Genomic DNA, 23774 nt, shown 5'->3' with positions numbered 1-23774 from the left:
GCATCGTGACCGGGCCGAAGACCAGCAGCAACAGACCCGCCCAGCCCAGCGTCCAGGCGATCTCGGCGCCGTGGTGGTCTTGCCGGCGCCGTTCGGGCCGAGGACGCCGTAGACCGTGCCCGCGGGCACCGCGAGGTCCACCCCGTCCACGGCCCGGGTCTCGCCGAACGTCTTCACCAGTCCCGCGGTCTCGACCGCGAGTCCGGACGTGTGCGTGCTCATGCTGGTGGTCCTTCCGCGCTCTTCGGCTGCGCGTTCTTCGGCTGCGCGTGCTTGGGTTGCGCGTGCTTGGGCCGCGCGTCCATGGGCTACGCATGGGGAGACCTTCACCGGCGCGCGAATTCATCGGCGACGCACGGAGTTTCCCGGCGGGAGGACACGGGAGGACACAGGAGTAGCGTCGTCCTCATGCATGCGATCAAGATTTCCGAACCCGGAGGCCCCGAGGCGCTGGTGTGGGCCGAGGTCCCCGACCCGCAGCCCGGCGAGGGCGAGGTCCTGGTCGAGGTGACGGCCAGCGCCGTCAACCGCGCCGACATCATGCAGCGCCAGGGCTTCTACGATCCGCCGCCCGGCGGCTCTCCCTACCCCGGCCTGGAATGCTCCGGGCGGGTCGCCGCGCTCGGTTCCGGTGTGTCCGGCTGGGCCGTCGGCGACGAGGTGTGCGCGCTGCTCTCGGGCGGCGGCTACGCCGAGAAGGTCGTCGTACCGGCCGGTCAGCTGCTGCCGGTGCCGCAGGGCGTCGACCTGAAGCGGGCGGCGGCGCTGCCCGAGGTGGTCTGCACCGTCTGGTCGAACGTCTTCATGGTCGCCCACCTCCGCCCCGGCGAGACGCTGCTCGTGCACGGCGGCTCCAGCGGCATCGGGACCATGGCGATCCAGCTCGCCAAGGCCGTCGGCGCCAAGGTCGCGGTGACGGCGGGCTCCAAGGAGAAGCTGGAGCGCTGTGCCGAGCTGGGCGCGGACATCCTGGTCAACTACCGGGAGCAGGACTTCGTCGCCGAGGTGAAGGAGGCGACGGGCGGTGCGGGTGCCGACGTCATCCTCGACAACATGGGTGCGAAGTACCTGGACCGCAATGTCCAGGCCCTCGCCGTGAACGGCCGCCTGGCGATCATCGGTATGCAGGGCGGGCGGAAGGGCGAGCTGAACATCGGCACGCTCCTCGCCAAGCGCGCCGCGGTCAGCGCGACCTCGCTGCGCGCCCGCCCCCTGGAGGAGAAGGCGGCCATCGTGGCGGCCGTACGGGAGCACGTCTGGCCGCTGTTCGCCGGAGGCCGTGTCAGCCCGGTCGTCGACCGCGAACTGCCGATGAGCGAGGCGGCGGACGGCCATCGGGTGGTGGAGGAGAGCGGGCACATCGGCAAGGTGCTGCTGGTCACCTCGTAGGCAGCGCACGGTCGGCGCCGACCCGACCCGCACTCCGGTCTGGATCGGTTTCTGCCCCGGGTCCGGATCGGTTTCTGCTCCGGTCCGGATCGGCTTCTGTCCCAGGTCCGGATCGGTTTCTGCCCCGGGTTTGGGTCGGTTTCTGCTCCGGTCCGGATCGGCCTCTGCCCGGCGCGGACGCGGGTGCGGCCTCTATCCCCGGCGCAGGCGCAGCCCCACGAGGCCCAGGGCCAGGCCGAGGCCGACGAGGACGAGCCCGCTGCCCAGGGGAAGCACTCGCAGTACCGGCTCGGTGGCCCCGGTGTGTGTGCCGGGCTGCCGGGACCGGGACGGTGAGACCGAGGGCACCAGGGCGGCCTCGCCGGGAGGCTGGGCGGTGGCCGGGTCCTCGGGGAGGCCCTCGCCTTCGTCGCCGTCGCGGTCCGGGCGTCGGCCGGTGTTCTCTTCCGTGCCGGCCTGCTCCGGCGCCCGCTCATCGGCGCGGCCGGGTCGCTGCCTTCCCTCGCCCGGCAGGCTTCCGGCCCGGGAGGGCCCGGGGTCGGCCGTGGTGCCGGACGCCGAAGGCGAGCGCGAGGGTGTGGCGGAACCGTGCCCCGCACTGGCCGCCGGGCCGGGTTCCGCGGCCGGCCGGGAGACGGACCCCGCGTCCGGGCGCTCCGGGTGCTCGGGGCGGTCGTGGCCGTCGGGGTGCCGGGGACCTTCGTGGCCGCCCCGCCCGTCGTGGGAGCCGGAGCCGGAGCCGGAGCTGTCCGGGCCGGTGGCCGCCCCCGCCCCCGCCCCCGGCGCCGAGGCGTGGCCCGGCACCGGTGGCGCCGGGGACGGCGCCGCCATCGCCACCGGTCCGACGCCGACGGACGGGGCAGCGGGCCCGCCGCCGACACGTGAGGCCGCGAGCCTCGCGCGGGCGGGCGAGGCCGCGGGCCCGCTGCCGGGTGCCGGCGCCGCCAACCCCGCACCGGCGGACGAGGCGGCGACCGTGTCGCCGTAAGCCGACACCGCGAGCCCGGCCCCGGCCACGGCGCCGTGCGCCGGCCCCGCCCCGTACGGCGACACCAGGGTGCCGACCCCCAGGGCTCCCGCCATTCCCGTCGCTCGCAGTGTGCGCAGCCATGGAGTCACGTCCGTGACCCCCTCCCGGTGATATCCAGTCGTGGAAAGCGTCGTGGAAATCGACGCGACAAGCCTCACACCAGTCGGCGGCACCGGCATTCCGGACGCCGCCGAACGCGGCGGGGCCCGTTTCCGAGGGGGCACCGGCCGGTCGCGGCGCACGGGTGCGAGACAATGGCGGCATGGAAATGCCGAGGAACGACAGGTCGCCGGAGAACCCCCAGATCCTGGTCGTCGGCCAGGACGGAATGGCGCTCAGCGGCGGGGACGACGACTCCCGCGAGATCCCGGTGACCGAGCAGGTGGAACAGCCTGCCAAGGTCATGCGGATCGGGAGCATGATCAAGCAGCTGCTTGAGGAGGTGCGGGTCGCGCCCCTGGACGAGGCGAGCCGGGTGCGGCTCAAGGAGATCCACGCCAGCTCGGTGAAGGAGCTGGAGGACGGCCTGGCTCCGGAGCTGGTGGAGGAGCTGGAGCGGCTCTCGCTGCCCTTCACGGACGACGGAACCCCGACCGACGCGGAACTGCGGATCGCGCAGGCGCAGCTCGTCGGCTGGCTGGAGGGCCTGTTCCACGGCATCCAGACCACGCTGTTCGCCCAGCAGATGGCCGCGCGCGCCCAGCTGGAGCAGATGCGCCGCGCCCTCCCGCCGGGCGCCGTGCCGGAGGGTGAGGAGCTCCCGCACCCGGGCGGCCGCTCCGGTGGCCCCTACCTGTAGACCCGACCGCCGGCGGGGGGAGCCCCGAAATGGGGAAGGGCCCGGCAGCGCCTGCCGCCTGCTGCCGGGCCCTTCGCCGTCCGTCGGATCACTCGGTCACCCGGTCACCCGGTCGCCGGATTGCCGGTCGAGACCTTGAGCTGGATCTCCGGCATGTTCTCCGGGTCGACGTCCGTACCGGCCGTGGGGAACTGGTCCCGGACCGACCCCTCGCCGTACGTGTTCTCGTCGACGTCGACGACCTTCATCGACCAGCCGGCGGCGTTGAAGCACTCCTTGACCGAGCCGATGTACTTGAAGGTGAAGTCCGGCACCTTGATCTTGTCGGGGTCGTTGTACGACTCCTCCGGCTCGGTGCACTTGTCCTTCTCGATCGTCTTCGTCTTGTCCGGCCCGCGGTAACCGGCCGCCTTCGACGGCGACGCGGACACACTCGCGGAGCCTCCGCCGCCGGCCTCGGGGTCCTCGTCCCCGCCGCCGTTCATCAGCAGCGCGGCGATCAGTCCGCCCACGGCCACGAGGGCGACGACGATCGAGCCGATGATCACCGGCTTGTTGTTCCTGCCGCCGCGCGGGGAACCGGGGGCCGGGGCCGACGGCGTCAGGTTGTACGGCGGCGGCGTGGACGCCCCCTGCTGCGCGTACGGCGACGGGGCCGGCGTCTGGTAGCCGGCCTGCTGCGGATAGCCGTACGCGGGCGGGTGGGTCGCCGGGGCCGGGGTGCCGTACGGGTTCGGGCCGGGAGCCGGCGCCGGCTGGTACGGCGTCTGGACGGGACCCGTGGGCGCCGGGGTGCCCTGGTCGACCGGCGGGAACACCGCGGAGCCGACGCCCGCGCCGCTCGACGCGGGCGTGCCGGGCACGATGCTCGGCGGGGCCGCCCGCAAGGAGGCCGCCACGCGCAGGCACTCGTCCCGCATGGCCTCCGCGCTGGGGAAGCGCTCGTTCGGGTTCTTCTTCAGCGCACGCGCCACCAGCGCGTCCATCGCCGGGGGCAGCGCCCGGTTGACCGAGGACGGAGCCACCGGCTCCTCCTGCACGTGCGCGTACGCGATCGCCAGCGGCGAGTCGGCGTCGAACGGCAGGCGCCCGGTGACCAGCTGGAACAGCATGATGCCGACCGAGTACAAATCGGAGCGGGCGTCCACGCCGCGGCCGAGGGCCTGTTCCGGCGAGAGGTACTGGGGGGTGCCGACGACCATGCCGGTCTGTGTCATCGAGGTGACGCCGGACTGCATGGCGCGGGCGATGCCGAAGTCCATCACCTTGACCACGCCGCGCTTGGTCATCATCACGTTGCCCGGCTTGATGTCCCGGTGGACCAGGCCCATCTCGTGGCTGATCTCCAGGGCCGCCAGCACGTCCGCGGTGATTTTCAGCGCCTTGTCGGCGGGCATCGCACCCTGCTGCCGGACGTCCTCGTCGAGTACGGAGCCGAGTGGGCGGCCCTCGACGTACTCCATGACGATGTACGGCGTCGTCATGCCGTTCAGATCGTCCTCGCCGGTGTCGAAGACCGAGACGATGTTGGTGTGCGTGAGCTTGGCCACGGCCTGGGCCTCGCGGCGGAAACGCTCGCGGAAGGCCTGTTCGCGGCCCAGCTCGGTGTGCAGCGTCTTGACCGCGACCTGACGGTCGAGGACCGAGTCGTACGCCAGGTGCACGGAGGCCATGCCGCCCTCGCCGAGCAAGTCGCGCAGCTGGTAACGGCCACCGGCGAGCGCCCGCCCCGCATACCGTCCCTGTCCGGCGTCCTGGCTCATGTCTCTGCGTCCCCCATGGGCGCCGCAACGCCGGTGGCAGCGGCACGCGCGCTTGTGATCGAAAGTGCTATTCCCGGCCAAGTCTGCCCCAGGGCACTGACACGTCAAGCGCGGTGCCCGTTCCGTGACCGTACGGGAAAGAAGCGTCGCGGAAGCGTTACAGCCGGCGTACGGCCGGTGCGCGGAATTTGCACGAGAGCACGGAACCAGGGTTTCATGACCGGTCCGTCTCATGTCCGGTCCCGGCGCCCATCCCGGACCGCGGGCCCCCGCTGAGGCTGTAGCGTGGCCGACGGAGACCGTAACTACACCGCGCGCACCGCGGGCAGAAACGACGGCGAGGACTGATGGCACAGCAGCAGCGCGCCCAGGGCCCGTCCGAACCCGAGGCTACTGGCGGCGGTATGTCTGACGCGCCGGAGACCTGGGGCAACGGCGGCTTGGTCGGCGACGGCCGGTACCGGCTGACCCGCAGGCTCGGGCGGGGCGGCATGGCCGAGGTGTTCGCCGCCGAGGACGTCCGCCTCGGGCGCACCGTGGCGGTCAAGCTGCTGCGCGCGGACCTCGCCGAGGACCCGGTGTCCAAGGCGCGCTTCACGCGCGAGGCGCAGTCGGTGGCCGGGCTCAACCACCATGCCATCGTGGCCGTGTACGACTCCGGCGAGGACTTCGTCGGCGGCCAGTCCGTGCCGTACATCGTGATGGAGATCGTCGAGGGGCGCACCATCCGCGACCTCCTCCTCAACGCCGAGGCGCCCGGCCCCGAGCAGGCGCTGATCATCGTCTCGGGTGTCCTGGAGGCGCTCGCCTACTCGCACCAGCACGGCATCGTGCACCGCGACATCAAGCCGGCCAACGTGATCATCACCAACACCGGTGCGGTGAAGGTGATGGACTTCGGCATCGCGCGCGCCCTGCACGGCGCCCAGTCGACGATGACGCAGACCGGCATGGTCATGGGCACCCCCCAGTACCTCTCCCCCGAGCAGGCCCTCGGCAAGGCCGTCGACCACCGCTCCGACCTGTACGCGACGGGCTGCCTTCTCTACGAACTCCTCGCGCTGCGCCCGCCGTTCACCGGCGAGACCCCGCTGTCGGTGGTCTACCAGCACGTCCAGGACATCCCGACGCCCCCGTCCGAGGTCTCCGACGCCACCCCGCCGGAGCTGGACGGACTGGTGATGCGCTCGCTGGCCAAGGAGCCCGACGACCGTTTCCAGACCGCCGAGGAGATGCGCGGCCTGGTCCAGTACGGGCTGCAGATGCTGTACGAGCAGGGCGGCCACACCGGCACCTGGAACACCGGCCCGGTCGCCGCGCACGACGGCCGGCACACTCCTGCGGCCGGCCTCGCGGGCACCTCGGTCATCCCGCACCCCGACCACGGCTCGGGCACCACGCAGATCCCCCAGCCGATCCTGCCGAACGGTTACGGGGCGAGTGACGAGGGCGGCTTCGAGGGCAACGGCAACAAGGGCAGCGGCCGCGGCAAGCTCTGGATACTGGCCGTCCTCGCGGTGATCGCCATCGCGGCGGGCGTCGCGCTGGCCCTGAACAACGGCGACGGCGGCAAGGGCGGCACCGAGACGGACAAGAGCCCGACGGCGTCCACCTCGCAGAGCACGGGCGAGGAGTCGCCCAGTCCCTCGCCCAGCGACAAGGCGACGGAGAAGACCACCGACCCGGGCACGGAGCAGGGTACGGGCGGGGCAGGCAACGGCGGCGGCTGGGAGCAGCCGGACACCCCGTCGTACACGCCGTCGCATACCGCGACGGACGACCCGACCGGTGACCCGACGGGTGACCCGACGGGTGACTCGACGGGCGATCCGACGGGCGACCCGACGACGGATCCGACAACGCCGACGCATGATCCGACGGGTGACCCGACGGGCGGCACCGGCGGAGGCGAAACCGACGATCCCGAAGGCCCGGCGGGCGAGTAACCGATCCCGCCGACCCCTCCCCACGCGCGCGTGCGGCCCGGAAAACGGGCTCCACGCGCGCGTTGCGTCTGTCTACGCCGGGCCGGCCGCGCCGTCCGTGAAGTGCACGGTGCCGAACTGCGGGTCGACGCGCAGATAGGCGGGCTCGTACGGCTCGCCGTCCACCCGGTTCGGCGCCGGACCGAACCGCTCCAGCTCGGCGGCGTCCGGTTCGTGGGCCTCGCACCGGCCCACGACCTGCACGGTCCACAGGCTCTCGCCGGGCCGCGCGGTGGCCAGGTTGTCCGCTCCGTACGCGACGACGCTCCCGGCGCACACCTGGTGGTACCCCCAGCTCCTGGGCATGCGCAGCAGGATCCGGCCGTCGGTCACGATGTGCCGCGCGAGGGCGAGGAAGGGCAGGGCGCGCATGGTGGTGGCGGCCCGGCCGTAGGCGGTACGGCCGAGCAGGCCGACGGCGAGCTGTTCGTCGGAGGGCATGGACTCACTGTGCGGGAGCGCGGGTGACGGGGGACAGAGTCGCCCGCCCCGGCAGGAGAGGACGTAAGTCCCGGACAGGCCCCCGCGCGCGAGCCGGGGGCAGGTCCGGAGGCCGGGGCAAGCCCGGAGATGAGGACAGGCCCCCGCGCGCGAGCCGGGGACAGGTCCGGAGACCGGAGCAAGCCCGGAGTGGCGGAGCAAGCCCGGAGACCGGGGGCAAGCCCGGAGTGGCGGAGCAAGCCCGGAGACCGGGGGCAAGCCCGGAGATGAGGGCAGGTCCGGAGCGGGCTGGAGCAGGTCCTGGTGCCGAGGGACGCGTCAGCGGTTCCCGGCCTCCAGCCGGGCCACGAAGGCGGCCGCCTGTGAACGCCGCTGCATACCGAGCTTGCCCAGCAGGCTGGACACGTAGTTCTTGATCGTCTTCTCGGCCAGGTGCAGCCGCTCGCCGATCGCGCGGTTGGTCAGACCCTCGCCGATCAGCTCCAGGATGCGGCGCTCCTGCTCGGTGAGGCGGGCCAGCCGGTCGTCGGCCTTCGCCCCGCCGTCGCGCAGGCGCTCCAGCACGCGCGCGGTGGCCGCGGGATCGAGCAGCGACTTCCCGGCCGCCACCTCCCGCACGGCGCTCAGCAGCTCGACGCCGCGGATGTCCTTGAGGACGTACCCGGCGGCACCCGCCATGATCGCGTCGAAGAGGGCCTCGTCGTCGGCGAAGGAGGTCAGCATCAGGCAGCGGACGGACTCGTCCCGGGAGCGGATGTCGCGGCAGACCTCCACACCGCTGCCGTCCGGCAGCCGGACGTCCAGTACCGCGACGTCCGGACGGGCGGCCGGGACCCGGGCCTGCGCCTCGGCGGCCGTGCCGGCCTCGCCCACCACCTCGATGTCGGCCTCGCCGGAGAGCAGATCGTGCACCCCGCGGCGGACCACCTCATGGTCGTCGAGGAGGAATACCCTGATTTTTCCGTCTTCGCGCACGCGGTCAGTGTCACACACCGACTCTTCCCGTGCCCGGGGTGGCCGGGATAACGTGCCGTTGTTCCGGCCCCCTGCAAGGCTGTGACCAGCAAAACTTCCGCCGTTCGCCGATTTACTTGGAAATCCGAGTAAAAACGCAGGTCAGGAGGGGTTTCACAGAAATGTGGAGCACTGGGTAACGTGCTGTTCGCAGGGCGCTCGCCGGGGCACCTGTCACGCCTGTTCCCGACCGGGCCGCACCCACCCTTGTGCGTCCGCCGGGCAGCAGGTGAGCCGCACTGGCTTCCGGCGAACCCGGGGGCCGGACCGACGGAGGAGCACACGTGACCGAGAGCACTGCCGCGCGCAAGCCGCGACGCAGCGCCGGAAGCAAGGCGGCCGGGACCACCGGCACCAAGGCGGCCGGGACCACCGGCAGCAAGGCCGGCACCGGCGCCAAGCGCACCACTCGCACCACCCGTACCGCTGCCGAGAGGGGCTCCGATACGGAGCTGGTGCAGCTGCTGACGCCCGAGGGCGAGCGTGTCCAGGACGCGGCCCACGCCGAGTACGCCGGGTACGTCGCCGACATCACCCCCGACGAGCTGCGCGGCCTGTACCGCGACATGGTGCTCACCCGGCGCTTCGACGCCGAGGCCACCGCCCTGCAGCGCCAGGGCGAGCTGGGCCTGTGGGCCTCCCTCCTTGGCCAGGAGGCCGCCCAGATCGGCTCCGGCCGGGCCACCCGCGAGGACGACTACGTCTTCCCGACCTACCGCGAGCACGGCGTCGCCTGGTGCCGTGGGGTGGACCCGACCAACCTCCTCGGCATGTTCCGCGGCGTGAACAACGGCGGCTGGGACCCCAACGGCAACAACTTCCACCTGTACACCATCGTCATCGGCTCGCAGGCGCTGCACGCCACTGGCTACGCGATGGGCATCACCAAGGACGGCGCGGACTCCGCCGTGATCGCCTACTTCGGCGACGGCGCCTCCAGCCAGGGCGACGTCAGCGAGGCGTTCAACTTCGCCGCCGTCTACAACGCCCCGGTGGTGTTCTTCTGCCAGAACAACCAGTGGGCGATCTCCGAGTCCAACGAGAAGCAGACCCGGGTGCCGCTCTACCAGCGCGCCCAGGGCTTCGGCTTCCCGGGCGTCCGCGTGGACGGCAACGACGCGCTGGCCTGCCTCGCGGTCACCCGCTGGGCACTGGAGCGGGCGCGGCGCGGTGAGGGCCCGGCGCTGATCGAGGCCTACACGTACCGCATGGGCGCCCACACCACCTCGGACGACCCCTCCCGCTATCGGCACGACGACGAGCGGGCCGCCTGGGAGGCGAAGGACCCGATCCTGCGCCTTCGCCGCTTCCTGGAGTCCTCAAACCACGCGGACGACGGATTCTTCGGGGAACTGGAGGCGGAGAGCGAGGCGTTGGGCAAACGAGTGCGCGAAGTGGTCCGTGCCATGCCGGACCCGGACCGTTTCGCCATCTTCGAGAACGTGTACGCGGACGGACACGCACTCGTCGACGAGGAGCGGGCCCAGTTCGCCGCCTACCAGGCTTCGTTCGCAGACGCAGAGGGGGTCTGACATGGCTACCGAAAAGATGGCGCTGGCCAAGGCGATCAACGAGTCGCTGCGCCTCGCGCTGGACTCGGACCCCAAGGTCCTGATCATGGGCGAGGACGTCGGCAAGCTCGGCGGCGTCTTCCGGGTCACCGACGGTCTGCAGAAGGACTTCGGCGAGGACCGGGTCGTCGACACCCCGCTGGCCGAGTCCGGCATCGTCGGCACCGCCATCGGCCTGGCCCTGCGCGGCTACCGCCCGGTGGTGGAGATCCAGTTCGACGGTTTCGTCTTCCCGGCCTACGACCAGATCGTCACCCAGCTGGCGAAGATGCACGCCCGCTCGCTGGGCAAGGTCAGGATGCCGGTCGTCATCCGCATCCCCTACGGCGGCGGCATCGGCGCGGTCGAGCACCACTCCGAGTCCCCCGAGGCCCTGTTCGCGCACGTGGCGGGCCTCAAGGTGGTCTCGCCGTCGAACTCGGCGGACGCGTACTGGATGATGCAGCAGGCCATCCAGAGCGACGACCCGGTGATCTACTTCGAGCCCAAGCGCCGGTACTGGGACAAGGCCGAGGTCGACAAGGAGGCCATCCCCGGCCCGCTGCACACCGCGCGGGTGGTGCGTGAGGGCACCGACCTCACGCTGGCGGCGTACGGCCCGATGGTGAAGCTCTGCCAGGAGGTCGCCGACGCGGCGGCCGAGGAGGGGCGGTCCCTGGAGGTCGTCGACCTGCGGTCGATCTCGCCCGTCGACTTCGACACGGTCCAGACGTCGGTGGAGAAGACCCGCCGCCTGATCGTGGTCCACGAGGCGCCGGTGTTCCTGGGCTCGGGCGCGGAGATCGCGGCCCGGATCACGGAGCGCTGCTTCTACCACCTGGAGGCCCCGGTGCTCCGGGTCGGCGGCTACCACGCCCCGTACCCGCCGGCCCGCCTGGAGGAGGAGTACCTGCCCGACCTGGACCGGGTGCTGGATGCCGTCGACCGCTCGCTGGCGTACTGAGGAGGGGAGCGTGACGACGATGACGGACAGCTCCGTGCGTGAGTTCAAGATGCCCGACGTGGGCGAGGGACTCACCGAGGCCGAGATCCTCAAGTGGTATGTCCAGCCCGGTGACACCGTCACCGACGGACAGGTGGTGTGCGAGGTCGAGACGGCGAAGGCCGCCGTCGAACTGCCCATCCCCTACGACGGCGTGGTCCGCGCGCTGCACTTCCCCGAGGGCACCACGGTCGACGTGGGTACGTCGATCATCGCGGTTGCCGTCGGGGACGCGGCGGCCGAGGCGCCCGCCCAGGAGCCGGCCCGGGCCCCGGTGGGGGACACGCCGGCCGCGACCGAGGCGGAGGAGAAGAAGCCGGAGGGCCGCCAGCCGGTCCTGGTCGGCTACGGGGTGTCCACCTCCGCGACCCGCCGCCGTCCCCGCAAGGGCGCGGAGACCGGAGCCCAGGAGGCCTCGGCGGCCGCCGCCGCGATCCAGGCCGAGATGAACGGCCAGGGACCGGAGACACCGGCCGCCGCCGGCCGCCCGCTGGCCAAGCCCCCGGTGCGCAAGCTCGCCAAGGACCTCGGCGTCGACCTGGCCGCGGTCACCCCGTCCGGCCCGGAGGGCATCATCACGCGCGAGGACGTGCACGCCGCGGTGGCGCCGGTCCGGAGTCCGGCGGCGGAGCCGGAGGCGGCCCCCGCGGCCGTCGCGCCCACCCCGTCCCCGGCGGCGTACGACACGGCACGCGAGACCCGCGTCCCGGTCAAGGGCGTCCGCAAGGCGACGGCGGCGGCGATGGTCGGCTCGGCGTTCACGGCGCCGCACGTGACCGAGTTCGTGACGGTCGACGTGACACGCACGATGAAGCTGGTCGAGGAGCTGAAGCAGGACAAGGAGTTCACGGGCCTGCGGGTGAACCCGCTTCTGCTGATCGCCAAGGCCCTGCTGGTCGCGATCAAGCGCAACCCGGACGTCAACGCGTCCTGGGACGAGGCCGCTCAGGAGATCGTGGTCAAGCACTACGTCAACCTGGGCATCGCCGCCGCGACCCCGCGGGGCCTGATCGTCCCGAACATCAAGGACGCCCACGCCAAGACGCTGCCGCAGCTGGCGGGGTCCCTGGGCGAGCTGGTCTCGACGGCGCGGGAGGGCAGGACCTCCCCGGCCGCCATGCAGGGCGGCACGGTGACCATCACCAACGTCGGCGTCTTCGGCGTCGACACCGGTACGCCGATCCTCAACCCGGGCGAGTCCGCGATCCTCGCGGTCGGTGCGATCAAGCTCCAGCCGTGGGTCCACAAGGGCAAGGTGAAGCCGCGTCAGGTGACCACCCTGGCCCTGAGCTTCGATCACCGCCTGGTCGACGGCGAGCTGGGCTCCAGGGTCCTCGCCGACGTGGCGGCGGTCCTGGAACAGCCGAAGCGGTTGATCAGCTGGGCGTGAGGGCCGCGAACCGAGCAGGTTCGTGCAGGGAGGGGCGCCGCGAGTCCGAGACGCGACGCCCCTCCTGCCGCGTCGGGCTCAGAGCTGGTGGAGCACGTACACCGGAGCCCCGTCCCCGGCCCCGCCCCGCGAGCGAATGCAGGCGTGCTTGCGCAGCAGCCGAAGGCATTCGTTGACCCGGCGCACGGAAAGCCCCGTACGGGCGGCGATCGACTCCAACGGCTCCCGCAGCTCCCCCCTCTCGACGAGCACCGGGGCGATGACCAGGGCCACCGCCCACACGTCCTCCGTCACGGACAACCGCTGCCGCCAGTCGGCCAGCACCGACTCCGTGGTGGTCGTCGGGACGAGGTGGCCGGCGGACGTCCGACGGTGGAGGACGAGAGTGTCGAACCGGTCGGCGATGCGCTCCATCGCCCGCACCATGGCCTGTTGCGTGGCCAGGGTGGCCTGCTGCGTGGCCAGCATCTCCCTTTGCAACGCGATCGACGTGCGCTGCCCGTCCGCCAGCTCCTCGTCCAGCCGGAGGTTGTGCGCTTCGAGCCGGACGATCGCCTCGGCGACCTGCTCCGGCATGGCGTAGGCGATGGGAGCGCCAGGCTCCGAGGGCTGTACCTCGGCCTCGTCGAGAGAGTAGGAGCCCTCGCGCTGCACGGTCTCGATGACTTCGGCGACCCACTGCTTGAAGGGGGCGCAGGCCGGTTTGGTGCAGGCGTTGACGAGCAGGATCAGACCTTGCAGAGAGATGACATTCAGGTCTCGACGCCACTGCCTACCTGCGGGAATGCTGAGACCGTAAGCTCCACTTACGGTCTCGAGAGTCTCTCGGTGCTCGTCGGGAAGATGATCCGAGAGCGCCTGCCGAGAGTTGGTGTGTCCGAGTTCCCTGCAGACATCCACCGCCGGGAACCAGTGGCTTCCGTCCGGCATGGTCAGCCTCCGTACCCGGGCGCCGGTGGCCGCGTAGACGAAGTCGTTGACGTCGATCGCCTCGTGGCGTTCGGCGGAGTTCTGCCGTTTGCTGGGTTCGTGCATGTGAACCACCTCCGCCGCGGAACGTAGGGCTAGGACCAGGGCATATGCCAGCCGGTTCGGCGATGTTCACGAGCGTGAGCGAAGATGATCGGGAACCGCTGCGCCTACCGACGGATTGCGTGTATGGCGGACGGAAGCGGGCGGATTCCCCGGGGTCCGCGCGAAGGGGCCCACCGTCAACGGTGAGCCCCTTCGCGTGCGTGCGGGTGGGTCAGATCCTTCCGAAGCCGTAGTTCATGAGCTTCGTGGCGTCCTTGGCGCGCTGCGTCGACGACGAGGAGGCCAGCACGGTGCCGATGACGGTCTTCCCCTTGCGGGTCGCGGCGAAGACCAGGCAGTACTTGGCCTCCGGCCCCGATCCGGTCTTCACCCCGGTCGCACCGGCGTAACTGCCGAGCAGCGTGTTGGTGTTGGTCCAGGGCGCCATCGTGCGGGTGCCGCCCTTCTTGGTCTTCGTCCTGGCCGTGTACTTCCTGGTCTTGACGATCGTGCGGAAGGTGGAGTTCCTCATCGCGCTGCTCGCGAGTTTCGTCAGATCGCGCGGCGTGGAGTAGTTCTTGCCCTTGCCGATGCCGTCGAACGAGTCGAAGTGCGTGTTCTTCAGGCCGAGGCTCCTGGCGGTGGAGTTCATCCTGCCGATGAACGACGTCACCCGCGCCGCCCGCGTCCTGCCCGATCCGAACGTGTCGGCCAGCGCGTACGCGGCGTCGCAGCCGGACGGCAGCATCAGCCCGTACAGCAGCTGCCGGACCGTCACCTTGTCGCCGACGATCAGGCGGGCGGAGGAGGCGTTCCTGGAGACGATGTAGTCGCTGTACGCCATCTGGATCGTGACCTTGGCGTCCAGGTTCAGCTTCGGCTGCGAGAGGACGACCCTGGCGGTCATGATCTTGGTGGTGGAGCCGGTGGAGCGCTTGGTGTCCGCGGCCTTGGTGTAGAGCGACCTGCCGTTCGCGTCGTTCATCACGAAGCCGCCCTTGGCGGCGATCGAGGGCGCGGCGGCGGCCCGCACGGGGGCGGTGACGGCGCGCTCGGGTGCGGCGGCCCGCGCGGGCGCGGCGGCGAGGGCTCCGGTGGCGAGTACCGCGCCGCCGGTCACGGCGGCGGAGAGGGCTCGGCGAAGGCGGACGCCCGTGATGGTGTTCATTGAGACTGTTACCCCGATTATGGTCAATTCCCCTGGAATGCGGTCGGCTTGTGGTCGGCAGAGCTCCGTCCGCGTCAGTGCGACACCCGAAGGGTGCGGATGGTTGCGCGGCGGGGCGGAAGAAGACCGAAGGATCCCCCTGACGAGTGACCGGACGTCCGGATGCTGGACCGGGCCCTTCTTGCGTTCCTGTTGTATCTATCCTGTCCGCATGACCACGGCAGTGAAGCGGCGCCCCGCGGCGGACCGCGTCTACACCCATGTCAAGCAAGGCGTCCTCGAGCGCCGTTACGAAGGCGGGACGCTGCTCACCGAGGGCGAGCTGGCCGAGGCCGTGGGCGTCTCCCGCACGCCGGTGCGCGAGGCGCTGCTGCGGCTGGAGGCCGAGGGGCTGATCCGCCTCTACCCGAAGAAGGGCGCGCTGGTGCTGCCCGTCTCCGCGCAGGAGATCGCGGACGTGGTGGAGACCCGGCTGCTGGTCGAGGAGCACGCCGCGCGCAAGGCCGTACCCGCCCCGCCCGGGCTCGTGGACCGGCTCACCGCGCTGCTCGCCCGGCAGAAGGAGCAGGCAGCCGCCGGGGACTTCGCCGCCGCCTCCGTCACCGACCGCTGCTTCCACGCCGAGATCGTGCGCAGCGGCGGCAACGAGATCCTCTCCCGCCTCTACGACCAGCTCCGCGACCGCCAGCTGCGCATGGGCGTCGCGGTCATGCACTCCCACCCCGACCGGATCGCCAAGACCCTCGCCGAGCACGAGGAGATGCTGGACGCGCTGCGCTCCGGCGACGCGGAGGCGGCCGTCGGCGTGGTGGGCCGGCACGTGGGCTGGTTCTCGCACCTGGCCCGGGGGGAGGTCCGATGAGTACGGCCACCTCGGCCGGCCGCGCCCTGCCCGGTGATCCGCCGGGCGGCCGGCGCGCGATCGCCGTGTGGGGCATCGGCGTGTCCGTCTACTTCGTCGCCGTCATCTTCCGTACGTCCCTGGGGGTCGCCGGCCTCGACGCCGCCGACCGCTTCCACGTCAACGCCTCCGCCCTGTCCACCTTCTCCATCCTCCAGCTGCTGGTCTACGCCGGTATGCAGATACCCGTGGGCCTGCTGGTCGACCGGCTGGGCACCAAGCGGGTGCTGGGCATCGGCGTCGTGCTGTTCACGGCGGGGCAGCTGGGCTTCGCCCTCTCCCCGTCGTACGGCATGGCGCTGGCCTCGCGGGCGCTGCTGGGCTGCGGCGACGCGATGACGTTCATCAGCGTGCTGCGGCTGGGCACCCGGTGGTTCCCGGCCCGGCGCGGGCCGATGGTCGCCCAGCTCGCCGGCCTGGTCGGCATGGCGGGCAACCTGGTCTCCACCCTCGTCCTGGCCCGGCTGCTGCACGGCGTCGGCTGGACGGCGGCGTTCGCGGGCAGCGCGCTGGCGGGTGCGGTCGTATTCGTCCTGCTGCTGCTCTTCCTGGAGGATCACCCCGAGGGACACGAGCCGGCGCCGTCGCCGCACCAGGGGGCCGCGTACGTACGGCGGCAGATCGCCATGTCCTGGCGGGAGCCGGGGACGCGGCTCGGGCTGTGGGTGCACTTCACCACCCAGTTCCCGGCGATGGTGTTCCTGCTGCTGTGGGGGATGCCGTTCCTGGTCGAGGCGCAGGGGCTGTCCCGGGCCACGGCCGGCACGCTGCTCACCCTCGTCGTGCTGTCCAACATGACGGTCGGCCTGGTGTACGGCCAGATCATCGCCCGGCACCACGCGGCGCGGCTGCCGCTGGCGCTCGGCACCGTGGGCGCGACGGCGGCCCTGTGGGCGGCGACGCTGGCCTACCCGGCCGAGCACGCGCCGATGTGGCTGCTGGTCGTGCTGTGCGCGGTGCTCGGCGCCTGCGGGCCGGCTTCGATGATCGGCTTCGACTTCGCGCGGCCGGCGAATCCGCCGGAGCGGCAGGGGACGGCGTCCGGGATCACGAACATGGGGGGCTTCGTGGCATCGATGACCACGTTGTTCGCGGTGGGGGTGCTGCTGGACGCGACGGGGGACGACTACGGGGTCGCCTTCTCGTCGGTGTTCGTGCTCCAGGCGCTCGGGGTGACGCAGATCCTGCGCTTGCGGAAGCGGGCGGCTCGCAAGGAGCGGGAGCGGCTGGTCGCGAGCCGGGTGGAGACGGTGCACGTGCCGGTGTAGACGCCCGGCGCACCGGGCGGGGCGGGGTGCCCCGCCCGGCGTGGCGGGGTGCCTCCCGGGATGGGCGTGCTCCCCGCGCCCTCCCTCCCCCACGCTCCGCTTCACCCGAGCGGGAGCCCCGTCGTCGCCCTGTGAGGGGTGCCTCCAGGGCCGCTCAGGCACTGGGGGAGGCACGACCGCCCGCAGCTAGGGGGTGACCGTGAAGTGCCGCAGGATCGCCTCCGTCAGATCCTGGTCGCCCTCCGTCTTGATGCGGTCCGCCGCCGCTTGCGGGGTCACGCGTCCGCAGGCCAGGCGGACGTACGTCTCCCAGTCGAGGGTGAGGGTGGCGGCGGGGCCGAGGGCGGGGGACGACTCCAGGGTGCCGCGGCCCTGGATGTCGACGCGGATGGTGCGCAGGAACTCGACCGGGCCGTGGACGTCGAAGACGACGGCCGAGCTGCGCGGCGCGTCAGCCCGCTCGGCGACGACGGCGGGCAGCTCGTCGAGCAGCACGTCACGCGCGACGTACGCGCCGGGGGAGTCGAGGTTGCCGGGGCGGCCGAGGGCCGTGCGCAGGTCCTGTTCGTGCGCCCACACGTCGAAGGCGTGCCGGCGCATGGAGTCGGCCAGGGTCAGCTCGGTGCCGAGCGGGCCGCGCACCTTCGTGCCGGGGTCCCGCGAGTCGTTCCGCAGCTGGCGGTTGCGCCGGATGATCATGTACTCCAGCTCGGACGTCATCTCCGGCGCCGTGTGGTGGCGGCGGACGTCGACCTGCATCTCCATGTACCGCTGGTGGTCGTTGGTGACGTGGAAGAGGTCACGCGGGAGGGTGTGGATGGGGCGCGGGTCGCCGAGCATCTCGGAGTCCAGGCCCATGACGTGCGACACGATGTCGCGCACCGACCAGCCCGGGCAGGGGGTGCGCCGGTTCCACTCTGCCTCCACAAGCGGCTGGACCAGCTCGGATATCGCCTCGATGGAGTGAGTCCAGGCGTCGGCGTAGGGCTGGAGAGTGGGATGCAGACTCACGGAACGGGACCCCTCGGCGGTCGGTACACGGGCAGGTTCTGGCGGCGGTGCCAGTGGGAGGTGGCTGCGGTCGGCGGGCGTCTGAGACGCTAAGTTACGCTGCTGTGCGGCACCCCGGCAGTGCTTTCGTGTGACGATCGTAGGCCCGTGTGGACGGCTCGAATGCCAGGACGGTGGTAGTGTGCGCGCCTCTCTGCTCCAAATCGCCGTGAACGAGGACGAATCGGTTCAAGCGCGCCGTCGGCGGGTGGCATCTTCGGTACGGGACCAGGGTGGCGCCGCCGACCTCGTCGTCCTGCCGGAGCTGTGGACCACGGGTGCGTTCGCCTTCGAGCGGTTCGGCGCGGAGGCCGAGCCGCTGGAGGGCCCGACGTACGAGGCGATGGCCAAGGCGGCGAGCGACGCGGGCGTGTGGCTGCACGCGGGGTCGGTCCCCGAGCGCGCCCCGGACGGACAGCTGTACAACACCTCGCTCGTCTTCTCCCCGTCCGGCGGCCTGGCCGCCTCCTACCGCAAGATCCACCGCTTCGGCTTCGACAAGGGCGAGGCCGTGCTGATGGGCGCGGGGCGCGAGCCGGTGACGGTCCGTCTGCCGGAGACCGTCCTCGGCGTGGCGACCTGCTACGACCTCCGCTTCCCGGAACTCTTCCGCTCTCTCGTCGGCGGCGGTGCCGAGATCCTCGTCGTCCCGGCGGGCTGGCCGGAGCGCCGCCGGTCCCACTGGACGCTCCTGGCCCGGGCGCGGGCGGTGGAGAACCAGGCGTTCGTCCTCGCCTGCGGAACGGCCGGGACACACTCCGGAGTTCCGCAGGCGGGTCACTCGATCGTGGTCGATCCCTGGGGCGAGGTGCTCGCGGAGGCCGGCGCGGACGAGGAGATCCTCACGGTGGAGTTCGACCCGGCGCAGGTGGCGCGGACCCGGGAGCAGTTCCCGGCGCTCAAGGACCGGGTGCTGGGACTGGAGACGCCGCGGCGCTAGCGGCCGCGCCGCACGTACGGAGGACGGCCGGTCCCGCGCCCTAGAATCCCGCGCATGGCACCGACCGGTATCCCTGCCATCCGCCGTGTCCGGGTGGATCCCGCCGGCACCCACTTCGCGTCGGCGTTCGTGCTCCCGGCCGCCGGACTGCCCCGGCTGACACCCGAGGAATGGGTGCGGGCCAGCTACGAGGACGTCCCGGCGGTCCTGCGCGAGCTGATCAGGACGGGCTGGACCGGCGTGCTCGGTCTGCGGCTGGGACCGCGGTCCTCGGCGCGGCACGTGGCGGGGTGGCGGATGACCGAGACCGGGCCCGGCAGGATCGCGCTGGAGGCCCGGGCCCCGTCGCTGACCGTCCGCAACGTCGTGACCGTCGACGGCTCACGGCTGCTCTGGGCGACGTACGTGCGCTACACCGGCCGGTCCGGCCGGGTGCTGTGGTCCCTGGCCGCGCCGGTGCACCACCTGGCCGTGCCGCTGCTCCTGGGCCGCGCCGTCCGCCGCACGGCGTGAGGCGGACGGCGCGCGGCGGCGCCGGGCCGCCGCTCCTCACTCGTCCTCCCGCTCCTTCTCCGCCAGGTGGATCACACACACCGTCAGCGCGATGAGCAGCGCCGGGTCCGCGTCGTCCCGTACGACGTCCACGCCGTAGGTGTCCCGGAGGGTCAGCCACCGCCGGGAGACGACGGCCAGCAGTTCGCCGTCGTACTCGACGGCGAACTCCCGGTCGAGGATCTTGCCGCTGACATCCAGCTCGGTGCCGTCGGCCAGGGTGACCCGGTAGTGGTTGCGCAGCAGGGAGAGACGTTTCCGCTTGATCCGTGCCAGCGGCTCGCCTGCCCGCTCGATCACCATCGTGTCGCGCAGGGCGAACATCTTCTGGTGGATGTCGATGAGCACATGTCCCTGGGTGTCCTTCAGCTCCCAGGTGTCCCGCAGCCGCATCGCCTTGCCGTCGACGAGGAAGACCTTGTTGCCGTTGTCGTCCTCGATCCAGTAGTCGTCACCGATACCGAGGAGCCGGTCGTACACGAGGAATCTCATGCCTGACCGCTTCCCCGCCGGGCGCCCCGGAACGCGGCCGGTAGGCCGACAGGCCGAGTGCGGCACGCCCGCCCGGGGCCGGACACCTGGCCCGGGCGGCGGGGCTCAGGAGCCGTAGCCGTTGTGGTACCCGTCCTGCGTGTGGTGGGGCCGTTCCTCGATGACCGGAGTCGACGGCGGCATCACGACGCGGCGGCGCCGGGCGATGCTGCTGAACGTCGCGACACCGATCAGACCGACGATCATCAAGATCACACCGACCAGGTCGAGGTTGACGCCCTGCATGTCCCAGTCGGTCGCGAACGTGAGGATGGCTCCCGCGGCGATGAGGATGATGCACCCGCCGAGGCCCATGAGTGTTGCCTCCCTGTCAGATCCGGTCGGTTCCGGGATTCCGGTCGATCCGGTTCCGTGCGGGTACCCCGGGCCTCAACCCTCATGCCGTGGGGCGGCGTTCCGCGGTCCGGCCTACGGCTGGAGGAACGCCACCAGGGCGTTGGCCAGCAGGTGCGGGTCGTCGGCGCCGCACAACTCCCGGGCGCTGTGCATCGAAAGGATGGCCACGCCGATGTCGACGGTGCTGATGCCGTGCCGGGCCGCGGTGATCGGGCCGATGGTGGTGCCGCACGGCATGGAGTTGTTGGAGACGAACGTCTGGAACGGGACGTTCGCCTTGTCGCAGGCGGCGGCGAACACCGCGCGGCCCGAACCGTCCGTGGCGTAGCGGTTGTTGACGTTGACCTTGAGGAGGGGGCCGCCGTTGACGCGCGGGTGGTGCGTGGGGTCGTGCCGTTCCGCGTAGTTGGGGTGGACGGCGTGGCCCGTGTCGGAGGACAGGCAGACCGTGCCGGCGAAGGCGCGCGCCCGGTCCTCGTAGGAACCGCCGCGGGCGAAGACCGAGCGCTCCAGCACGCTGCCGAGCAGCGGGCCGTCGGCGCCGGTGTCCGACTGGGAGCCGGTCTCCTCGTGGTCGAAGGCGGCGAGGACGGGAATGTACGGGAGGTCCGTGCCGGATGCCGCGACGGCGGCCAGGGCGGCCGTTCCGGCGTGCACGGACAGGAGGTTGTCCATGCGCGGTCCGGCCACCAGCTCGCGGTCGCGGCCCAGGTACGCCGGGGGCTCCACGGAGTGCGTCATCAGGTCCCAGCCGGTGACCTCGCCGGCCTCGAGACCCGCCTCCTCCTCCAGGAAGGCGATCAGGTCGCCGTCGCGCACGGTGTCGCCGAGGCCCCACACGGGCTGGAGGTGGCGCTGCTTGTCGAGCTTGAGGCCCTCAGTGGACACGTTGCGGTCCATGTGGATGGCGAGTTGCGGGACGCGCAGCAGCGGGCGGCCGACGTCGACCAGGCGGGTCGAGCCGTCGCGCAGGGTGAGGCGGCCGGCCAGGCCCAGGTCGCGGTCCAGCCAGGAGTTCATCAGCGGGCCGCCGTAGACCTCCACGGCGACCTGGCGCCAGCCGTGCGCCCCGGTGTCCGGGCGGGGCTTGACGCGCAGGTTGGGGGAGTCGGTGTGCGCCCCGACGATACGGAAGGGGGTGTGGGCCGCGGCGCCCTCGGGGACGTACCAGGCCACGATCGCACCGCCGCGCAGCACGTACTTGCCGCCCGCCGTGCCCTCCCAGGCGTCCGTCTCCGCGACCTGCCGGAAGCCGGCCTTCTCCAGCCGCCCGGCGGCGTTCGCCACGGCGTGGTACGGCGTGGGGCTCGTGGACAGGAAGGACATCAGATCGTCGGTGTGCCCGCGGTCGAGGCGGGAGGGGCTGCTGCTCATGGCAGCCACCATAAGGGGCCTCGCGTCCGTGACGGATCGCGGTGCGGTGAAGGACCGCGGCACCGCGGACGCGGACCCGGCCGGACCCGGCGGTCCGGCGTCGTGGGGTGCCCGGGTGGGGCCGTCCCGGGACGGTCCGGGGCAGTTTCGGGACGGGACGACGCCCGTCAGCGGCGCCGCGCTCGCGCGGGCTGGACGCGGGCGGCGCGCCACGCCGGGCGGAGACCGGCCGGGGACGGCGCGGTCACCCCGGCCCCGGTGCGCGAACGGCGGCGGCCCGCTCCCCACGAGGGGGAACGGGCCGCCGCCGGGGCGGACCGGAGACCGGCCGGATCAGAACGCGGCCTCGTCCAGCTCCATCAGGTCCAGCTCGACGCCCTGGGCGACCTTGCGGGCCAGGGTGACGCCCGGCAGGACGCCCGCCGCGAAGAACTTCGCCGCCGCGATCTTGCCGGTGTAGAACGCCTTGTCCTTGGCGGACGCCGTCGGCAGCTTCTCGGCGGCGATCGCGGCGCCCTTGAGGAGCAGGTAGCCGACGATGACGTCGCCGGAGGCGAGCAGCAGGCGGGTGGTGTTGAGGCCCACCTTGTAGATGTTCTTGACGTCCTGCTCGGTGGCCGCGAGGTCGGTGAGCATCAGGCCGACGATGGCCTCCAGCTCGACGGCGGCCTTGGCCAGGTGCTCACGGGCGCCGGACAGCTCCTCGCCCCCGGTGGCGAGCGCCAGGAACTCCTTGATGTCCTCGGCGAGCGAGTTCAGCGCGGCGCCCTGGTTGCGGACGATCTTCCGGAAGAAGTAGTCCTGGCCCTGGATCGCCGTGGTGCCCTCGTACAGGGTGTCGATCTTGGCGTCGCGGATGTACTGCTCGATCGGGTACTCCTGCAGGAAGCCGGAGCCGCCGAAGGTCTGCAGGGACTGGGCGAGCTGCTCGTAGGCCTTCTCCGAGCCGTAGCCCTTGACGATCGGCAGGAGCAGGTCGTTGAGGGCGTGCTCGGTCGAGGCGTCCTCGCCGTTCGCCTCCTTGACCTGGATCTCGTCCTGGACGGAGGCGGTGTACATCACCAGCGCGCGCATGCCCTCGGCGTACGCCTTCTGCGTCATCAGCGCGCGGCGCACGTCGGGGTGGTGGGTGATGGTGACCTTGGGCGCGCTCTTGTCCATGAAGTTCGCCAGGTCGGGGCCCTGGACGCGCTCCTTGGCGTACTCCAGGGCGTTGAGGTAGCCCGTGGAGAGGGTGGAGATCGCCTTCGTGCCGACCATCATGCGGGCGAACTCGATGATGCGGAACATCTGGCGGATGCCGTCGTGCTTGTCGCCGATCAGCCAGCCCTTGGCGGGGTGGCGGTCGCCGAAGGTCATCTCGCAGGTGTTGGAGGCCTTCAGGCCCATCTTGTGCTCGACGTTGGTGGCGTAGACGCCGTTGCGCTCGCCCAGCTCGCCGGTCTCGAAGTCGAACTCGTACTTCGGGACGAGGAACAGGGACAGGCCCTTGGTGCCGGGTCCGGCGCCCTCGGGGCGGGCGAGGACGTAGTGGAGGATGTTCTCCGACATGTCGTGCTCGCCGGACGTGATGAAGCGCTTCACGCCCTCGATGTGCCAGGAGCCGTCCTCCTGCTGCACGGCCCTGGTGCGGCCGGCGCCGACGTCCGAGCCGGCGTCCGGCTCGGTGAGGACCATGGTGGAGCCCCACTGCTTCTCGACGGCGATCGAGGCGATGTGCTTCTGGACCTCGTTGCCCTCCTCGAAGAGGATGCCCGCGAACGCCGGGCCGGAGGAGTACATCCACACGGCCGGGTTGGCGCCGAGGATCAGCTCCGCGTACGCCCAGATGAGGGAGCGCGGCGAGGTGGTGCCGCCGATCTCCTCGGGCAGGCCGAGCCGCCAGTACTCGGAGTCCATGAAGGCCTGGTAGCTCTTCTTGAAGGACGCGGGGACCGGCGCGGTGTTGGTCTCCGGGTCGAAGACGGGCGGGTTGCGGTCGGCGTCGACGAAGGACTCGGCCAGCTCGTTCTCCGAGAGGCGGGTCAGCTCCTCCAGCACGCTCCTGGCGGTGTCCGTGTCCATCTCCGCGAACGGGCCCGTGCCGTACACCTTGTCACGGCCGAGCACCTCGAAGAGGTTGAACTCGATGTCCCGGAGATTCGGCTTGTAGTGCCCCATGGCGACGGCTCCGTTGAGAGATGGGCGAGGCACTGAATCCTCGCATCTGTACACATACCGACTGCGCGTACCAAGCAGTGACTACGATGATGCTA

At 71.6% G+C, this 23774-nt stretch carries 21 protein-coding genes and 1 pseudogene; 10 read left to right on the top strand and 12 right to left on the bottom strand.

Annotated elements, in window-relative coordinates; all coding sequences use genetic code 11:
* Window positions 1-69: 69 nt before the first annotated feature.
* A pseudogene (locus ACGFYH_RS15915) lies at window positions 70-222 on the bottom strand (ATP-binding cassette domain-containing protein); the annotation flags it as partial.
* A gap of 186 nt (window positions 223-408) precedes the next feature.
* Between ACGFYH_RS15915 and ACGFYH_RS15910 the strand changes: the two are divergent.
* Window positions 409-1389, top strand: a complete 981-nt coding sequence (locus ACGFYH_RS15910) for an NAD(P)H-quinone oxidoreductase (protein WP_393803710.1) — start codon at window positions 409-411, stop codon at window positions 1387-1389.
* A gap of 192 nt (window positions 1390-1581) precedes the next feature.
* On the opposite strand, the gene ACGFYH_RS15905 is transcribed toward ACGFYH_RS15910, so the two are convergent.
* Entirely contained in the window at window positions 1582-2472 is an 891-nt protein-coding gene (locus ACGFYH_RS15905; protein ID WP_393803709.1) for a hypothetical protein, read from the bottom strand.
* A 209-nt stretch (window positions 2473-2681) separates the two neighbouring features.
* On the opposite strand from ACGFYH_RS15905, the gene ACGFYH_RS15900 reads away from it, so the two are divergent.
* Entirely contained in the window at window positions 2682-3218 is a 537-nt protein-coding gene (locus ACGFYH_RS15900; RefSeq protein WP_393803708.1) for a bacterial proteasome activator family protein, read from the top strand.
* A 104-nt stretch (window positions 3219-3322) separates the two neighbouring features.
* Here the strand turns inward: ACGFYH_RS15900 and ACGFYH_RS15895 are convergent, their stop codons facing one another.
* Entirely contained in the window at window positions 3323-4981 is a 1659-nt protein-coding gene (locus ACGFYH_RS15895; RefSeq protein ID WP_393803707.1) for a protein kinase, read from the bottom strand.
* A 347-nt stretch (window positions 4982-5328) separates the two neighbouring features.
* On the opposite strand from ACGFYH_RS15895, the gene ACGFYH_RS15890 reads away from it, so the two are divergent.
* Entirely contained in the window at window positions 5329-6927 is a 1599-nt protein-coding gene (locus ACGFYH_RS15890; protein WP_393803706.1) for a protein kinase, read from the top strand.
* Between the two features lie 72 nt (window positions 6928-6999).
* Here ACGFYH_RS15890 and ACGFYH_RS15885 read toward each other — a convergent pair whose 3' ends face one another.
* Both ACGFYH_RS15885 and ACGFYH_RS15880 read right to left on the bottom strand, forming a co-directional pair.
* Window positions 7000-7407 (bottom strand): pyridoxamine 5'-phosphate oxidase family protein, encoded by a 408-nt coding sequence (locus ACGFYH_RS15885; protein ID WP_393803705.1) that lies wholly within the window; start codon window positions 7405-7407, stop codon window positions 7000-7002.
* Between the two features lie 318 nt (window positions 7408-7725).
* Window positions 7726-8382 (bottom strand): response regulator, encoded by a 657-nt coding sequence (locus tag ACGFYH_RS15880; RefSeq protein WP_393803704.1) that lies wholly within the window; start codon window positions 8380-8382, stop codon window positions 7726-7728.
* Between the two features lie 323 nt (window positions 8383-8705).
* On the opposite strand from ACGFYH_RS15880, the gene pdhA reads away from it, so the two are divergent.
* Genes pdhA through ACGFYH_RS15865 form a run of 3 tightly spaced genes read left to right on the top strand, consistent with a single transcriptional unit; the run spans window position 8706 to window position 12364 of the window.
* Entirely contained in the window at window positions 8706-9953 is a 1248-nt protein-coding gene (pdhA, locus tag ACGFYH_RS15875) for a pyruvate dehydrogenase (acetyl-transferring) E1 component subunit alpha (RefSeq protein ID WP_393803703.1), read from the top strand.
* Between the two features lie 16 nt (window positions 9954-9969).
* A complete protein-coding gene (locus tag ACGFYH_RS15870; RefSeq protein ID WP_393803753.1) occupies window positions 9970-10935 on the top strand; it encodes an alpha-ketoacid dehydrogenase subunit beta in 966 nt (321 codons plus the stop codon).
* Window positions 10936-10954: 19 nt separating this feature from the next.
* Window positions 10955-12364 carry a dihydrolipoamide acetyltransferase family protein gene (locus ACGFYH_RS15865; protein ID WP_393803752.1) on the top strand — a complete coding sequence of 470 codons (1410 nt, stop codon included), beginning with the start codon at window positions 10955-10957 and terminating at the stop codon, window positions 12362-12364.
* Between the two features lie 78 nt (window positions 12365-12442).
* On the opposite strand, the gene ACGFYH_RS15860 is transcribed toward ACGFYH_RS15865, so the two are convergent.
* Window positions 12443-13399 carry a Bro-N domain-containing protein gene (locus ACGFYH_RS15860; RefSeq protein WP_393803702.1) on the bottom strand — a complete coding sequence of 319 codons (957 nt, stop codon included), beginning with the start codon at window positions 13397-13399 and terminating at the stop codon, window positions 12443-12445.
* A 211-nt stretch (window positions 13400-13610) separates the two neighbouring features.
* The gene (locus tag ACGFYH_RS15855; protein WP_393803701.1) at window positions 13611-14546 is read right to left on the bottom strand and encodes a D-alanyl-D-alanine carboxypeptidase family protein; all 936 of its coding nucleotides are present in this window, start codon (window positions 14544-14546) and stop codon (window positions 13611-13613) included.
* 211 nt (window positions 14547-14757) lie between these two features.
* Between ACGFYH_RS15855 and ACGFYH_RS15850 the strand changes: the two genes are divergently transcribed.
* Complete coding sequence (locus ACGFYH_RS15850; protein WP_393803700.1) at window positions 14758-15408, top strand: GntR family transcriptional regulator; 651 nt, start codon at window positions 14758-14760, stop codon at window positions 15406-15408.
* Complete coding sequence (locus ACGFYH_RS15845) at window positions 15405-16715, top strand: nitrate/nitrite transporter (RefSeq protein WP_393803699.1); 1311 nt, start codon at window positions 15405-15407, stop codon at window positions 16713-16715. Before ACGFYH_RS15850 ends, ACGFYH_RS15845 begins: the two co-directional genes overlap by 4 nt.
* A 186-nt stretch (window positions 16716-16901) precedes the next feature.
* Here ACGFYH_RS15845 and ACGFYH_RS15840 read toward each other — a convergent pair whose 3' ends face one another.
* Window positions 16902-17726 (bottom strand): maleylpyruvate isomerase family mycothiol-dependent enzyme, encoded by an 825-nt coding sequence (locus ACGFYH_RS15840; RefSeq protein ID WP_393803698.1) that lies wholly within the window; start codon window positions 17724-17726, stop codon window positions 16902-16904.
* A 181-nt stretch (window positions 17727-17907) separates the two neighbouring features.
* Between ACGFYH_RS15840 and ACGFYH_RS15835 the strand changes: the two genes are divergently transcribed.
* Together ACGFYH_RS15835 and ACGFYH_RS15830 are read left to right on the top strand one after the other, a co-directional pair.
* Window positions 17908-18705, top strand: a complete 798-nt coding sequence (locus tag ACGFYH_RS15835; protein ID WP_393803697.1) for a carbon-nitrogen family hydrolase — start codon at window positions 17908-17910, stop codon at window positions 18703-18705.
* A 54-nt stretch (window positions 18706-18759) separates the two neighbouring features.
* Window positions 18760-19218: a DUF2867 domain-containing protein gene (locus ACGFYH_RS15830; protein ID WP_393803696.1), complete on the top strand. Its 459-nt coding sequence runs from the start codon at window positions 18760-18762 to the stop codon at window positions 19216-19218.
* 36 nt (window positions 19219-19254) lie between these two features.
* On the opposite strand, the gene ACGFYH_RS15825 is transcribed toward ACGFYH_RS15830, so the two are convergent.
* From ACGFYH_RS15825 to ACGFYH_RS15810, 4 genes are all read right to left on the bottom strand, one after another.
* Complete coding sequence (locus ACGFYH_RS15825) at window positions 19255-19749, bottom strand: LURP-one-related/scramblase family protein (RefSeq protein ID WP_393803695.1); 495 nt, start codon at window positions 19747-19749, stop codon at window positions 19255-19257.
* A gap of 105 nt (window positions 19750-19854) precedes the next feature.
* Window positions 19855-20103 carry a DUF6458 family protein gene (locus tag ACGFYH_RS15820; protein WP_393803694.1) on the bottom strand — a complete coding sequence of 83 codons (249 nt, stop codon included), beginning with the start codon at window positions 20101-20103 and terminating at the stop codon, window positions 19855-19857.
* Window positions 20104-20217: 114 nt separating this feature from the next.
* Complete coding sequence (locus ACGFYH_RS15815) at window positions 20218-21519, bottom strand: M18 family aminopeptidase (protein WP_393803693.1); 1302 nt, start codon at window positions 21517-21519, stop codon at window positions 20218-20220.
* 333 nt (window positions 21520-21852) lie between these two features.
* Complete coding sequence (locus tag ACGFYH_RS15810; protein WP_393803692.1) at window positions 21853-23679, bottom strand: acyl-CoA dehydrogenase; 1827 nt, start codon at window positions 23677-23679, stop codon at window positions 21853-21855.
* Between the last annotated feature and the right edge of the window lie 95 nt (window positions 23680-23774).

It is taken from the genome of Streptomyces sp. NPDC048392, assembly GCF_043200575.1.
Classification (GTDB): domain Bacteria; phylum Actinomycetota; class Actinomycetes; order Streptomycetales; family Streptomycetaceae; genus Streptomyces.
This window is presented reverse-complemented; position numbering and strand designations above follow the sequence as displayed.

Excerpts from the sequence above, each read along its gene's own strand:
- ACGFYH_RS15885 (WP_393803705.1), bottom strand. The coding sequence starts at position 7,407 with ATGCCCTCCGACGAACAGCTCGCCGTCGGCCTGCTCGGCCGTACCGCC.
- ACGFYH_RS15855 (WP_393803701.1), bottom strand. The coding sequence starts at position 14,546 with ATGAACACCATCACGGGCGTCCGCCTTCGCCGAGCCCTCTCCGCCGCC.
- ACGFYH_RS15850 (WP_393803700.1), top strand. The coding sequence starts at position 14,758 with ATGACCACGGCAGTGAAGCGGCGCCCCGCGGCGGACCGCGTCTACACC.
- ACGFYH_RS15905 (WP_393803709.1), bottom strand. The coding sequence starts at position 2,472 with ATGGCGGGAGCCCTGGGGGTCGGCACCCTGGTGTCGCCGTACGGGGCG.
- ACGFYH_RS15870 (WP_393803753.1), top strand. The coding sequence starts at position 9,970 with ATGGCGCTGGCCAAGGCGATCAACGAGTCGCTGCGCCTCGCGCTGGAC.
- ACGFYH_RS15825 (WP_393803695.1), bottom strand. The coding sequence starts at position 19,749 with ATGAGATTCCTCGTGTACGACCGGCTCCTCGGTATCGGTGACGACTAC.
- ACGFYH_RS15810 (WP_393803692.1), bottom strand. The coding sequence starts at position 23,679 with ATGGGGCACTACAAGCCGAATCTCCGGGACATCGAGTTCAACCTCTTC.
- ACGFYH_RS15900 (WP_393803708.1), top strand. The coding sequence starts at position 2,682 with ATGGAAATGCCGAGGAACGACAGGTCGCCGGAGAACCCCCAGATCCTG.
- ACGFYH_RS15845 (WP_393803699.1), top strand. The coding sequence starts at position 15,405 with ATGAGTACGGCCACCTCGGCCGGCCGCGCCCTGCCCGGTGATCCGCCG.
- ACGFYH_RS15865 (WP_393803752.1), top strand. The coding sequence starts at position 10,955 with ATGACGGACAGCTCCGTGCGTGAGTTCAAGATGCCCGACGTGGGCGAG.
- ACGFYH_RS15860 (WP_393803702.1), bottom strand. The coding sequence starts at position 13,399 with ATGCACGAACCCAGCAAACGGCAGAACTCCGCCGAACGCCACGAGGCG.
- ACGFYH_RS15820 (WP_393803694.1), bottom strand. The coding sequence starts at position 20,103 with ATGGGCCTCGGCGGGTGCATCATCCTCATCGCCGCGGGAGCCATCCTC.
- ACGFYH_RS15890 (WP_393803706.1), top strand. The coding sequence starts at position 5,329 with ATGGCACAGCAGCAGCGCGCCCAGGGCCCGTCCGAACCCGAGGCTACT.
- ACGFYH_RS15895 (WP_393803707.1), bottom strand. The coding sequence starts at position 4,981 with ATGAGCCAGGACGCCGGACAGGGACGGTATGCGGGGCGGGCGCTCGCC.
- ACGFYH_RS15910 (WP_393803710.1), top strand. The coding sequence starts at position 409 with ATGCATGCGATCAAGATTTCCGAACCCGGAGGCCCCGAGGCGCTGGTG.
- ACGFYH_RS15815 (WP_393803693.1), bottom strand. The coding sequence starts at position 21,519 with ATGAGCAGCAGCCCCTCCCGCCTCGACCGCGGGCACACCGACGATCTG.
- ACGFYH_RS15830 (WP_393803696.1), top strand. The coding sequence starts at position 18,760 with ATGGCACCGACCGGTATCCCTGCCATCCGCCGTGTCCGGGTGGATCCC.